This is a genomic window from Pseudomonas sp. BMW13 (assembly GCF_013357275.1).
GTDB classification, from domain to species: domain Bacteria; phylum Pseudomonadota; class Gammaproteobacteria; order Pseudomonadales; family Pseudomonadaceae; genus Aquipseudomonas; species Aquipseudomonas khazarica.
In genome coordinates, this window is the sequence record NZ_SUKD01000013.1 from 251,036 (window position 1) to 263,220 (window position 12,185).

Annotated in this window: 12 protein-coding genes; 6 read left to right on the top strand and 6 right to left on the bottom strand. The window is 65.8% G+C overall.

Annotation, left to right across the window (positions count from 1 at the left end):
- On the bottom strand, window positions 1–921 hold the full coding sequence (locus E4487_RS11835) for a LysR family transcriptional regulator (protein WP_175253417.1): 921 nt from the start codon (window positions 919–921) through the stop codon (window positions 1–3).
- 115 nt (window positions 922–1,036) lie between these two features.
- Between E4487_RS11835 and E4487_RS11840 the strand changes: the two genes are divergently transcribed.
- Entirely contained in the window at window positions 1,037–1,771 is a 735-nt protein-coding gene (locus tag E4487_RS11840) for an SDR family NAD(P)-dependent oxidoreductase (protein WP_150608958.1), read from the top strand.
- Window positions 1,772–1,840: 69 nt separating this feature from the next.
- Window positions 1,841–2,050: a 4-oxalocrotonate tautomerase family protein gene (locus E4487_RS11845; RefSeq protein WP_037048481.1), complete on the top strand. Its 210-nt coding sequence runs from the start codon at window positions 1,841–1,843 to the stop codon at window positions 2,048–2,050.
- Between the two features lie 124 nt (window positions 2,051–2,174).
- Here E4487_RS11845 and E4487_RS11850 read toward each other — a convergent pair whose 3' ends face one another.
- Both E4487_RS11850 and E4487_RS11855 read right to left on the bottom strand, forming a co-directional pair.
- The gene (locus E4487_RS11850) at window positions 2,175–2,987 is read right to left on the bottom strand and encodes an alpha/beta fold hydrolase (protein WP_175253418.1); all 813 of its coding nucleotides are present in this window, start codon (window positions 2,985–2,987) and stop codon (window positions 2,175–2,177) included.
- Between the two features lie 87 nt (window positions 2,988–3,074).
- Window positions 3,075–4,136 carry an AI-2E family transporter gene (locus tag E4487_RS11855; protein ID WP_037049114.1) on the bottom strand — a complete coding sequence of 354 codons (1,062 nt, stop codon included), beginning with the start codon at window positions 4,134–4,136 and terminating at the stop codon, window positions 3,075–3,077.
- Between the two features lie 203 nt (window positions 4,137–4,339).
- Here E4487_RS11855 and E4487_RS11860 point away from each other — a divergent pair, with 203 nt between their 5' ends.
- Window positions 4,340–5,044: a class I SAM-dependent methyltransferase gene (locus E4487_RS11860; protein ID WP_175253419.1), complete on the top strand. Its 705-nt coding sequence runs from the start codon at window positions 4,340–4,342 to the stop codon at window positions 5,042–5,044.
- 25 nt (window positions 5,045–5,069) lie between these two features.
- Here the strand turns inward: E4487_RS11860 and E4487_RS11865 are convergent, their stop codons facing one another.
- Window positions 5,070–5,459, bottom strand: a complete 390-nt coding sequence (locus E4487_RS11865; RefSeq protein WP_175253420.1) for a GFA family protein — start codon at window positions 5,457–5,459, stop codon at window positions 5,070–5,072.
- Window positions 5,460–5,626: 167 nt separating this feature from the next.
- Here E4487_RS11865 and E4487_RS11870 point away from each other — a divergent pair, with 167 nt between their 5' ends.
- A complete protein-coding gene (locus tag E4487_RS11870; RefSeq protein ID WP_175253421.1) occupies window positions 5,627–5,818 on the top strand; it encodes a hypothetical protein in 192 nt (63 codons plus the stop codon).
- A gap of 146 nt (window positions 5,819–5,964) precedes the next feature.
- Entirely contained in the window at window positions 5,965–7,668 is a 1,704-nt protein-coding gene (locus E4487_RS11875; protein WP_175253422.1) for an amidase, read from the top strand.
- A 123-nt stretch (window positions 7,669–7,791) separates the two neighbouring features.
- Here the strand turns inward: E4487_RS11875 and gspD are convergent, their stop codons facing one another.
- Window positions 7,792–9,735 (bottom strand): type II secretion system secretin GspD, encoded by a 1,944-nt coding sequence (gspD, locus tag E4487_RS11880; protein WP_175253423.1) that lies wholly within the window; start codon window positions 9,733–9,735, stop codon window positions 7,792–7,794.
- A 4-nt stretch (window positions 9,736–9,739) separates the two neighbouring features.
- Window positions 9,740–10,390, bottom strand: coding sequence for a type II secretion system protein N (locus tag E4487_RS11885; protein ID WP_244229880.1), 651 nt, complete (start codon window positions 10,388–10,390; stop codon window positions 9,740–9,742).
- 227 nt (window positions 10,391–10,617) lie between these two features.
- Between E4487_RS11885 and gspE the strand changes: the two genes are divergently transcribed.
- Window positions 10,618–12,105 (top strand): type II secretion system ATPase GspE, encoded by a 1,488-nt coding sequence (gene gspE / locus E4487_RS11890; protein ID WP_175253424.1) that lies wholly within the window; start codon window positions 10,618–10,620, stop codon window positions 12,103–12,105.
- Window positions 12,106–12,185 lie beyond the last annotated feature (80 nt).

Genomic DNA, 12,185 nt, shown 5'->3' on the forward strand with positions numbered 1-12,185 from the left:
TCAGGTGCTCCACTGGCGCTGCTTGTCCATGATGAAATCGATGAAGGCGCGCAGACGCAACGGCATGTGCCTGCCGCTCGGATAGAGCAGGGTGAAGGGCCGCGAGCGCCCGGCGAACGCTTGCAGCACCTCGACCAGCGAGCCTTCGGCCAGTTCGCGTTCGACGATGAAGCGGTAGGTCTGGAACAACCCGGCGCCGTGCTTGGCCAGGGTCACGCCACTCAGCACATCGTCCGAGCAGGTGCAGCCCCCGGCGCTGACGACCTCCCGCTCCTCGCCGTCATCGTTGAACAGCCAGGTGATGCGCCGCCCGCTGCTGGGCAGCTCGAACTGAATGCAGTCGTGCCGCTCGAGGTCGTCCAGCGTCTGTGGGACGCCTTCGCGTGCCAGGTAGTCGGGAGTGGCCACCACCACCAGGCGGGCGTCTTCCAGCGGCCGCGCGATGAGGCTCGAATCCGGCTGCGCGCGCACGCGGATGGCCAGGTCGTAACCTTCAGCGACGAAGTCGATGTTGCGATTGCCCAGGTGGATATCGACCTGCACCTTGGGGTAGCGGCGGCGAAACTCCGGCATCAGCGGCAGGATGCGGTGGTGCCCATAGGTGGTGGGCAGGCTGATGCGCAGCGTCCCCGAGGGTTCCTGCTGCTGGCCGCTGACCGCGCGCTCCGCTTCGACCAGCTGGGTCAACGCCTGGCGGCACTGCTCGTAGTAGCCACGGCCACCTTCGGTCAGGCGAATGCTGCGGGTCGTGCGCAAGAACAGTCTGGAGCCCAGGCGTTCCTCCAGCCGGCCGATCGAGCGACTGACCGCCGCCGGCGTCACGCCCGCGGCCAGCCCTGCCGCGGTGAAACTGCCCAGCTCGGCAGCAAGGCAGAACAGTTCGATGCTGCCAAGCAGTACATCGTCGAATTGGCGCGGCATGATTGATTACACCGTGTATCAACTGAAGTTATTGAGGTCATATTTATCTGCTTTCATGGCAAAAATATAGTTCTCCCAACGGCGCCCAGGGCGCCTTCTCAGCGGGAGAAACGACATGAGCAACAACAGAACGGTAGTGATCACCGGTGCCTCCAGCGGCATCGGCTTCGGCCTGGCCAAGGCCTTCCTCGCCCAGGGGTTCAATGTGGTGGGCAACGCGCGCAGCGCCGAGCGGCTGGAGCAGGCCAGGGCGCAACTGGGCAGCCCCGCCGGTTTCGTTGGCGTGGCAGGCGATATCGCCCGGCCGCAGGCCGCTCGCCAGTTGATCGATGCCGGCATCGAAGCGTTCGGCCAGGTCGATGTGCTGGTCAACAACGCCGGTTTCTTCCTGCCCAAGCCTTTCCTCGACTACAGCCCGGAGGATATCGACAGCCTGCTGGAGACCAACCTCAAGGGCGTGGTCTATGCCTCCCAGGCGGCTGCGGCGCACATGATCGAGCGTCGTCAGGGGCAGATCATCACCATCACCGCGGCCATCGCGCTGCAGGCCAATATCGACGTGCCCGCCGCGCTGCCGGTGCTGATCAAGGGCGGCCTCAACCAGGTCACCCGCGCACTGGCGCTGGAGCTGTCGCCGCACAATATCCAGGTCAACGCGGTGGCACCTGGCATCATCGAGACACCGATGCACGATCCGGCGACTCATGATTTCCTCAAGGGCCTGCAACCGGCAGGACGCATCGGGCAGGTCGAGGACATCGCCGAGGCCGTGCTGTACCTGGCTGGCGCCAGTTTCACCACGGGCGTGGTGCTGCCGGTCGATGGCGGCATGAGCAGCGGTAAATGGTAACGGGCGGATGACGCGGCCACGGCCGTGCCACCGCCAGCAGATCCCTTCCCTAACCACAGGAGCATCACCATGCCTTTCGTCAGCGTACGCATCACCCGCGACGGGGTTACCCGCGAACAGAAAGCCCAGGTCATCAAGGAAATCACCGAGACCCTGGAGCGCGTTCTGAACAAGAAGCCCGAGCTCACTCATATCGTGATCGAGGAAGTCGACACCGATAACTGGGGCTATGCCGGAATCACCACCACCGAGTACCGCGCCGGGTTATCCCGGACGTGATCCAGGCGCGCTGGCCACGAGCTGGGCGGTCCTGGCCAGCGCGCCTGCGAGCAGACAGTGCCGGTCGTATGACCGGCACTGTTCATCTGACGGCCACAAGACGGGCTGCTCGTTCGCAGCGGCCTCACTCGTGGGCGAGTTGCGCACAGATTCTCGGTGCAGCGGCGTACAGGCAGGAATAGTGGGACAGCCCATCCAGGCGCTCGACCTGTGCCCCTTTCGGAAAGCGCTCGGCCAGATATTCCGCCATGCCGATGGGCGCCCAGTTGTCCTCCGTGCCGTGCCACAGGAACACAGTTCCCTGGCGGGCGAAGAGATTGGCTGACCAGGGTTGCAGGTACTGCCGAACATCCCGTGTGTAGCCGGTGACGCCCCAGGCGAAGCCTCGCCGCAGCACGCGCTGGATGAATACGCTGAAGTCGGGCGATTGCACCAGCGCTTCGTCCTGGCCTCGGGCACTGGCGAACAGCATTCGAAACAGCATGTGCGGTGCTCGCCTGGCCAGCAGCGCCTGCCACCTGGCCAGCCAGCGGAACAAGATCGGGCTGTGCCTGGCCAGCGAGAAGACGGCCTTGCCGGCCATCTCATCGACGAAATCCCCGGCATCAAGAGGAGCCGCCGCCGCAACGAGATGCAGCCGAGCAACCTGTCCGGACATGAGCGCGCTGACCTCCAGTGCGACATGAGCCCCGAGGGAGAACGCGATGAAGTCGACTGGGGCGCCCTGCACGGTCTCGTCAATCGACTGGGCGATCTGCCGGTAGTAGTCGGTGCCGGTTGTCGAGCGGTCGATAGCGAAGCGATCGAAGCAGAGAACACGCAGCCCCAGTTCGCGCGCCGGTGCCTCGAGGATCGCACTCTCGTACGGTGAGCCGGGCACCCCATGGAAGTAAACGACGGGTTTGCCAGCAGGTGTTCCGTATTCCGTGAATTCCATGTCGAGTACCGGGCAGTGTGAGAGCCCTTTCTATCACTGTCGTGAAGACTGCGCGCCAGGGCGAATGGCCGCACTACGACGATGTCTTCACTCCGGCAACCTGACCTTCTTCTTCGTCCCCAGCAGATTCCAGCTGGCCACGAACAGTGCGGCCACCAGTGGGCCGATGACGAAGCCGTTGAGACCCAGCAGGGCGAGACCGCCGAGGGTGGAGACGAGGATCAGGTAGTCGGGCAGACGGGTGTCCTTGCCCACCAGTATGGGGCGCAGGATGTTGTCCACCAGGCCGATCACCAGCACGCCGAAGGCGGTGAGGATGACGCCTTGCCACAGGTTGCCGCTGAGCAGCAGGTAGACCGCGACCGGGGCCCAGACGATGCCGGCGCCAGCGGCTGGCAGCAGTGACAGGAAGGCCATCAGCACGCCCCACAGCAGCGGGCTGTAGATGCCCAGCGCCCAGAAGATGAAACCACCGAGCGCGCCCTGAACTGCGGCGACCAGGACATTGCCCTTGACCGTGGCGCGTACCACGCGGGTGAACTTGATCTGCAGGCGGCGCTTGGTGCTGTCGGCCAGGGGGATGGCGACGCGGATGTTGCGCACCAGCTCCTGGCCGTCGCGCAGGAGGAAGAACAGCAGGTACAGCATCACCCCGAAACTGATGAAGAACTCGAAGGTGCCCTGGCCGATGGCGAAGACCTTGGTCGCCAGGTACTGGCTACCGGTCGTGGCGCCCTTGGATATCTGCTCGCGCAGGCCGTCGAGGTTGGCGATGCCGAAGCGCTGCAGTTGCTCTTGCATGGGCGGCGGCAGCGCGCGCAGGGTGCTGGTCACGTAGGCACCGAAATCCAGCTCGCCGGACTCCAGCTGTTCATACAGGCTGGTGCCCTCGGCCACCACCGCAGAGGTGATGAAGATCACCGGCAGGATCGCCACCAGCAGGCAGATGGTCAGCGTCAGCAGGGCGGTCAGGTTGCGCCTGCCGTTGCAGCGCTGATTGAGGCGTGACTGCAGCGGGGCGAACACCACGGCGAGCACCATCGCCCAGAACACGGCGCCGTAGAACGGCAGGAGTATCCAGAAGAAGGCGATGGTCACCAGCGCGAGCAGGAGGATGAAGGCTTTCTGTTCGAAGGTCGGGTTGCGCATCTTGGTTTCGTTCAGCGGAGGCATGCCAGTTAGTCCCCGCAAACGCCGGCAAAGTGCCCGCGAATCCACTGCTGACCGGTCTTGCTGCCTTGCCACAGCTGCGTACGACTGCCGCCAAGGTGCATGGCCATGGGGGCTTGACAGCTCTGGGATACTGGAAGGTGTGAGCGCGATCATTCATCAGGCCAAACGGAGGGTTTGCCATGCGCGACGAGGAACTCAGGGCGTTGTTCGATCAACAGGCGGCTGGCTATGACCAGCAATGGGCCGGGATGGCGCCGATTCGCGAGGCGCTCTATCTGCTGCTCGATGCGCTGTTCGCCGAGCTGCCGGCCGATGCGCGGGTGCTCTGCGTGGGCGCGGGTACCGGTGCGGAGATCGGCCACCTGGCCGCGCGCTTTCCCGGCTGGCGGTTCACCGCGCTGGACCCTTCCGAGGCGATGCTCGATGTCTGTCGCCAGCGTGCGCAGCGCGAGGGCTTTGCGCAGCGTTGCGAGTTTCATGCGGGCTATCTCGACACGCTGGCGGACGAGCCGGTGCATGACGGCGCGACCTGCTTCCTGGTCTCGCAGTTCTTGCTGGAGCCGCAGGCACGCACGCGCTTCTTCCGCCAGATCGCGCAGCGGCTCAAGCCGGGCGGGCTGCTGGCCAATGCGGACCTGGCCGCGGATATCCACGCGCCGGCCTACGAGGTGCTGCTGCGTAACTGGATGACGCTGATGTCCGGTGCCGGCGTTCAGCCGCAGATGCTCGAGCGTGTACGCATTGCCTACGCGCGAGACGTGGCGGTGCTACCGGCGCAGCAGGTGGCCGGCATCATCCAGGCCGCCGGCTTCGCGGCGCCGGTGCAGTTCTTCCAGGCCGGGTTGATGCATGGCTGGGGCTGCCAGCGCGCTGCGGATGCCTGAGGGCACGGCTCATGGGCGCTCGACGCTACTCGTGGCGCGTGCTGCTCTCGCGGTCGCGCGGGTAATGGCGGGCGAAGGGGAAGGGCGGTAGCCAGGCTTCGCGGCGAATGGTCCAGAGCTCGTAGGTGGGGGTGAACTGGTCCGGCGCATCCAGCGAGCCCAGGTTCAGTTCGATCTCATCCGCCGTGCGCGAATACACCGACGAGCCGCAGCGCGGGCAGAAATGGCGGCCGCCATACTGGCCGGTTTCGCCGCTCAGGGTCACGGCGTCCTGGGCAAAGATTGCCGAGGCATGGAAGAGTGCGCCGTGGTACTTGCGGCAGTCCATGCAGTGGCAGACGCCGACCCGGTAGGGTTGGGCGCTGGTGCTGAAGCGTACCTGGCCGCAGAGGCAGCCGCCGGTGATCTGTGGCATGTGAGGGTCTCCGCTCGTTGGCTATCGTCTGTGACCCTAGCAAAGCTGCAGGCAACCGACGTGCGCAATGGCTCGGCGCTTCTGCGACCGGCGTCTCAACCTGTCCGCCGAGCGGGCAATCGCATGGGCTATCATCCAGTGCTGAACAGGGACATGGAGGCAGGCTGATGGGGTTCTACTTGGTGATCGGCGCGTTCATCGTCTTTCTGCTGCTGTTGCTGCGGGCCATGCGCAGGAAGCCCTCAGGCGCAAACCACTCGGGCGATGGGGGAGGGACTGGTGTGGATGGCGGCGGCAGCTTCTTCGGCGATTTCGGTGGCGACTGTGGTGGCGGTGATGGTGGCGGCGGCGGAGACTGAGTTCTGCCGGCCCGCTCCTGTCGCAATCCGTTGCCCTGTATCATCGGCGGCAGAGTGTCGCGGTTTCAGCATTGGCCGCAGGCACGCCGTATTGCGTACCGGGGCCATGCAGCTGGCAGGTCCCGCCTTCTGCGAGAGATGACAGCATGATCGAGGTAACCGAAGTTTCCATCGCCGAGCTGCGCGCCGCGCTGGAGTCCGGCCGCACCACTGCGGTCGAATTGGTCAAGGCCTATCTGGCGCGTATCGAGGCCTACGACGGGCCCGCCACGGCGACCCGGCTCAACGCCGTGGTCGTGCGCAACCCGGATGCACTACAGGAAGCCGAGGCGTCGGATGCGCGCCGTGCGCGTGGTGAAACGCTCGGCCCGCTGGACGGCATTCCCTATACCGCGAAGGACAGTTACCTGGTCAAGGGGCTGACGGCGGCTTCCGGCAGCCCGGCCTTCAAGGACCTGGTGGCACAACGTGATGCGTTCACCGTCGAGCGTCTGCGTGCCGCCGGCGCCATCTGCCTGGGCAAGACCAATATGCCGCCGATGGCCAACGGCGGCATGCAGCGCGGGGTATACGGCCGCGCGGAGAGTCCCTACAACGCGGATTACCTGACGGCGCCGTTCGCCTCGGGCTCGTCCAACGGCGCCGGTACGGCGACCGCTGCCAGTTTCGCCGCGTTCGGCCTGGCCGAGGAGACCTGGTCCAGCGGGCGCGGCCCGGCGTCGAACAATGGCCTGTGCGCCTACACGCCGTCGCGCGGGGTTATCTCGGTGCGCGGCAACTGGCCGCTGACGCCGACCATGGACGTGGTGGTGCCGTATGCCCGGACCATGGCCGACCTGCTCGAGGTACTCGACGTGGTGGTGGCCGATGACGCCGACACGCGTGGCGACCTGTGGCGTTTGCAGCCCTGGGTGCCGATCCCGAAAGCCTCCGCTGTGCGTCCGCAATCCTACCTGGCGCTGGCAGCCAAGGCCGATGCGCTGGCTGGCAAGCGCCTGGGTGTGCCACGCATGTTCATCAACAAGGACGAGGCAGCCGGCACCAGTGAGTCGCCGGGCATCGGTGGTCCGACCGGCCAGCGCATCCACACCCGGCCAACGGTGATCGCCCTGTGGGAGGCGGCCCGCCAGGCGCTGGAAGCTGCCGGCGCCGAAGTGGTGGAGGTGGACTTCCCGCTGGTGTCCAACTGCGAAGGGGATCGCCCGGCGGCACCGACGGTGTTCAACCGGGGTATCGTCACGCCCGAATTCCTGCATGACGAGCTGTGGGAGCTGAGCGGCTGGGCCTTCGACGACTTCCTGCAGGCCAACGGCGACCCGCAGCTGCAGCGCCTGGCCGATGTCGATGGGCCGCAGATCTTCCCGCATGACCCCGGTACGCTGCCGAATCGCGAGGGCGACCTGGCGGCGGGCATGGACGAGTACGTCAAGATGGCCAAGCGCGGCATCAAGCCCTGGGACCAGATCGCCACGCTGCCTGATGGACTGCGTGGCCTGGAACACACGCGCAAGATCGATCTGGAGGACTGGATGGCACAACAGGGGCTGGATGCCGTGCTGTTCCCCACCGTTGCCGATGTCGGCCCGGCGGATGCCGATGTGAACCCGGTATCCGCCGACATCGCCTGGAGCAATGGCGTGTGGGTGGCCAACGGCAATCTGGCGATCCGTCACCTGGGTGTGCCGACCGTGACCGTACCCATGGGCGTGATGGCCGATATCGGCATGCCAGTGGGCCTGACCTTCGCAGGCCGCGCCTACGACGACTCGGCCTTGCTGCAGCTGGCGGCTGCTTACGAGTCCACTGGCAGCAAACGCCAGGTCCCACCGCGCACGCCGCCGCTGGGGTGATGCGCGGTGCCGGGAGGCCCCTCTCTCGCAAGCGGGAGAGGGGGGCGGCACCGCTGGTCGTAGGAGCGGCTTCAGCCGCGATGGCCTTAGAAGCTGCCGGCGCTAACGTGGCAGGCGATACCCTTACTGGCGCAAATCCACCGCCGGCGCGCCCTGGCCATCGAACAGTTGCGCAGGTTGGCTGGGCAGGATGCTGGGGCGGCTGCCGTTGCTGCTGCCATTGCCGATGATGCGGATATCGCTGTACTTCTTGCCGGACAGTGCGGCCAGACCGGCGCCGTCGCGTACCACGGTGGGACGCAGGAAGACCATCAGGTTGCGCTTGATGTGCGACTCGCGAGTGGAGCGGAACAGCCCGCCTATCAGTGGAATGTCACCCAGCAACGGCACCTTGGAAACGGCTTCGGTGACGTCGTCCTGAATCAGGCCGCCGAGCACGATCACCTGGCCATCGTCGGCGAGGATGGTGCTCTTGATCGAGCGCTTGTTGGTCACCAGGTCCACCGCCTGGGCATTGAGCCCGGTGCTCGGCGCGATGGAGGAGATCTCCTGTTCGATCTCCAGGCGCAGGGTGGCGCCTTCGTTGATGTGCGGGGTGACCTTGAGGGTGACGCCGATGTCCTTGCGCTCGATGGTGGTGAAGGGGTTGCCCGCGCCAGAGGCGTCGGTGGTGTAGGAGCCGGTCTGGAAGGGGACGTTCTGTCCGACGAGAATCTCCGCCTTCTGGTTGTCCAGGGTCAGCAGGCTCGGCGTCGACAGCAGGTTGCTCTTGCTGTTGGCCGACAGCGCGGTGATCAGCGCGCCGAAGCGGTCGCTGCCAACGCCGATGATGGCGCCGTCGGGGAGGGTGGTGTTCTCCGGTATTTCATCGTTCTGCAGGATCTGCAGCACCGAACCGACGGACAGTCCGGTACCGGCGAAGTTGACCCCGCCCAGGCCGCCACGGCCACCACGTGCATCCACCGCCCATTGCACGCCCACGGCATCGGTGATGTCGCCGGAGACTTCGACGATGGCCGCCTCGACCATGACCTGCGCGCGCGGCACGTCGAGCTGACGGACGATGTCCTCGAGGGTGGCGACCTGATCCGGGTCGGCCAGCAGCACCAGGGCGTTGAGGCTCTCGTCGGCACGGATGAGGATGTTCGACTGCTTGCCGCTGGTCTCGCCGGTCTCCTGGCTCTTCAAGCCTTCGGAGATTTCCCCGAGGGTTTCGGCCAGGGCCTTGGCGTCGTTGTGACGCAGGCGAATCACCCGCGTGTTGGCCGAGCGGCTGGTGGGCGTATCCAGCGAGCGGGCGAGGTCGGCCAGCTTGGCGCGGGCGTCCGGCGGGCCGAGAAGAATCAGGCGATTGGTGCGGGCATCGGCCACCACCTGGGTAGCGCCACTGCCCTTGGCCTGGCCGCGGGCGATGGCGGTGTTGAGGACCTCGGCGGCGTCCATCACCCAGGCATGTTGCAGGGTGACCACGCTGAAATCCTGCGCGCCGCTCTGGTCGAGCTGGCGCATCAGGTCCTGGATGCGTGCGATGTTGGCGCTGCGGTCGCTGATGATCAGCGCGTTGGCCGAGGTGACGGCAGCCAGGTGACCGTACTGCGGTACCAGCGGGCGGATCAACGGGATCAGCTCGGCTACCGGCACGTGCTGTACCTGGATCAGCCGGGTTTCCAGGCGGTCCGGTGCGGCCCGGCCTTCACCGGCTTCGGCCTTGGCTTCGGCATTGGGCACGATGCGCGCCTGGTCGCCCTGGGTCAGTACGCTGAAACCGTGGGTGGCCATCACCGAGAGGAACAGCTGGTACACCTCGGAGAGGCCCAGCGGGGTGCTGGACACTACGCTGACCTGGCCCTTCACACGCGGGTCGACGACGAAGGTCTGCCCGGTGATGGCGGCGATCTGGTCGATGAACTCGCGGATGTCCGCACCCTTGAGGTTGATGGTCCAGCTTTCTTCCTGCTGGTTGGCGCTGCTGGGCACCTGTTCGATCTGCGCAAGCAGCGGCAAGGGCGTGCTGGCCAGGCTGGCGGCTATCAGGACGAGTGTCAGTCGGCTTCGGAGAACAGGCATCGGTTCAGTCGCTTTCCATGGGCTGATCGGGGGGCGTTTCTTCGGGCAGTGTGCCGGAGGCTTCCATCTGTTCGCGCAGCATCTGCATGCGCTGGCGCAGTTGTTCGAGGTTGTCCTGGTCGAGTCGTTCGAGTTGTTGTTGCGGGTCTTCCTGCGTCGCTTCGAACGGTGGGGTATAGCTGTACTGCCCACTCTGCTGGCGCGGGAACCCGAGGCTCTCGCGGCGGCCGTTGCGCAGCAGCTCGACGCGATCGGCATAGATGGCGTCCACACGCACGCCATCGCTCACTTCCATGCCGACGGCATAACGTTGGGCATGCTCACCCTGGGGCTGGATCAGCGCACTGGAGCGCTGCGGGTCGCTGTGCACGAAGCTGCCGAGCAGGGTCAGTTGCAGATTGGTGGTCGGCGCGGGGCCGCTATCGGCCTGCCGAGGGGCGCCGAACAGTTGGCCGACAGGGGCCTGGCCGTGCTGCACCTGGCCGGAGTCGGCCTGCTCAGGGACGGGCTGCACCTGGCCGCGTACCAGGCGCAGCAGGTCGGCGCTCTGCCACGCCAGGCTGACGCTCAGAGCGATCAGCACGAGCATGCCGATCAGGCTCGGGGTATTGTCCTTGAGCCGCTGGGAAAGGGCCGAGATGGGCAAAGGTATCACTCCGGAAACGACGTTCTAGCTCTTCTTATGTGCGGGGCGTCGCGCGCTGATCATAGCAGCCCGCGTGATGTTGGCATCCCCCAAATAGGGTGGGTGTGCTGTGCTGGGCAATGTGTTAAAGATAATCGATCGATTGTTAAAGAAAGACCGTCCTTGAGGTGGCCCATTGGGGCGAACAGTCAGGTTAGGCTGTGCTACCGAGACAAGACTCCGTTCTAAGGTCACGCATGAACGCTTCGCTGCACGACACTCCGCTGCGCCGCCTGCCTTTCAGCTTCGCCAAGCGCCATGGCGTGGTGTTCGTCATGCATGACGGCCGCGCCGGCCTGGGCTATCGCCTCGACTGCGACCCGGTGGCATTGGCCGAGGCGCAGCGTTTCGCCGGGCGCAGCCTGCCGCTGCAGGCAATGAGCGCCAGCGAGTTCGCCCAGGCATTGGGCGCGGCCTATCAGCATGACTCCGCATCCATGCAACTGGCCGAGGACATCGGCGGCAGTCTCGATCTGGCGTCGCTGGCCGATCAGGTGCCGGAAACCGAGGACCTGCTGGAACAGGAGGACGACGCACCGATCATTCGCCTGATCAACGCGATTCTCGGCGAAGCGATCAAGGAGAACGCCTCCGACATTCACCTGGAAACCTTCGAGAAGCGCCTGGTGGTGCGTTTCCGCGTGGACGGCATCCTGCGTGAAGTGCTCGAACCCAAGCGCGAGCTGGCGACCTTGCTGGTCTCGCGGGTCAAGGTGATGGCGCGGCTGGATATCGCCGAGAAACGCATCCCGCAGGACGGGCGTATCTCGCTCAAGGTGGGGGGGCGCGAGGTGGACATCCGCGTGTCCACGCTGCCGTCGGCCAACGGCGAGCGGGTGGTGCTGCGCCTGCTCGACAAGCAGGCCGGGCGCCTGTCGCTGCAGCACCTGGGGATGCGCAGCGAAGATCGCGCGCTGATGGAAGACAGCGTGCGCAAGCCGCATGGCATCCTGCTGGTCACCGGGCCCACCGGCTCGGGCAAGACCACCACGCTGTATGCCAGCCTGGTCAGCCTCAACGACCACACGCGCAACATCCTCACCGTCGAGGACCCCATCGAGTATCACCTCGAAGGCATCGGCCAGACCCAGGTCAACACCAAGGTGAACATGACCTTCGCCCGTGGCCTGCGCGCCATCCTGCGTCAGGACCCGGATGTGGTGATGGTCGGTGAGATTCGCGACAAGGAAACCGCCGAGATCGCCGTGCAGGCGTCGTTGACCGGTCACCTGGTGCTTTCGACCCTGCACACCAACAGTGCCATCGGCGCGATCACCCGTCTGGTGGACATGGGCGTGGAGCCCTTCCTGCTGTCGTCATCGCTGCTCGGCGTGCTGGCGCAGCGCCTGGTGCGGGTGCTCTGTCCGGCATGCAAGGAGCCCTACAGTGCCGATGCGGCCGAGTGCGCGCTGCTGGGGGCGTCGCTCGATCAGGCGCCGACGCTGTACCACGCCCGTGGCTGTGCGCACTGCCATCAGCAGGGCTATCGTGGGCGTACCGGTATCTATGAGCTGGTGGTGTTCGACGAGACCATGCGCAGCCTGGTGCACAGTCGCGCTGCCGAACAGGACATGATCCGCCACGCCCGCACCCTGGGGCCGAGCATTCGCGACGATGGTCGGCGCAAGGTGCTGGAAGGGGTGACCACGGTCGAGGAAGTGTTGCGCGTGACGCGAGAGGAATGATGGCGAGCGTGATATGGGCATCGGCTGTAGCAGCGGCTTCGGCTGCGGGGCGGCACGGATCGCGGCTGAAGCCGCTTCCA

Coding starts and splice junctions, on each gene's coding strand:
- E4487_RS11835 (WP_175253417.1), bottom strand. CDS start 921: ATGCCGCGCCAATTCGACGATGTACTGCTTGGCAGCATCGAACTGTTC.
- E4487_RS11840 (WP_150608958.1), top strand. CDS start 1,037: ATGAGCAACAACAGAACGGTAGTGATCACCGGTGCCTCCAGCGGCATC.
- E4487_RS11845 (WP_037048481.1), top strand. CDS start 1,841: ATGCCTTTCGTCAGCGTACGCATCACCCGCGACGGGGTTACCCGCGAA.
- E4487_RS11850 (WP_175253418.1), bottom strand. CDS start 2,987: ATGGAATTCACGGAATACGGAACACCTGCTGGCAAACCCGTCGTTTAC.
- E4487_RS11855 (WP_037049114.1), bottom strand. CDS start 4,136: ATGCGCAACCCGACCTTCGAACAGAAAGCCTTCATCCTCCTGCTCGCG.
- E4487_RS11860 (WP_175253419.1), top strand. CDS start 4,340: ATGCGCGACGAGGAACTCAGGGCGTTGTTCGATCAACAGGCGGCTGGC.
- E4487_RS11865 (WP_175253420.1), bottom strand. CDS start 5,459: ATGCCACAGATCACCGGCGGCTGCCTCTGCGGCCAGGTACGCTTCAGC.
- E4487_RS11870 (WP_175253421.1), top strand. CDS start 5,627: ATGGGGTTCTACTTGGTGATCGGCGCGTTCATCGTCTTTCTGCTGCTG.
- E4487_RS11875 (WP_175253422.1), top strand. CDS start 5,965: ATGATCGAGGTAACCGAAGTTTCCATCGCCGAGCTGCGCGCCGCGCTG.
- gspD (WP_175253423.1), bottom strand. CDS start 9,735: ATGCCTGTTCTCCGAAGCCGACTGACACTCGTCCTGATAGCCGCCAGC.
- gspE (WP_175253424.1), top strand. CDS start 10,618: ATGAACGCTTCGCTGCACGACACTCCGCTGCGCCGCCTGCCTTTCAGC.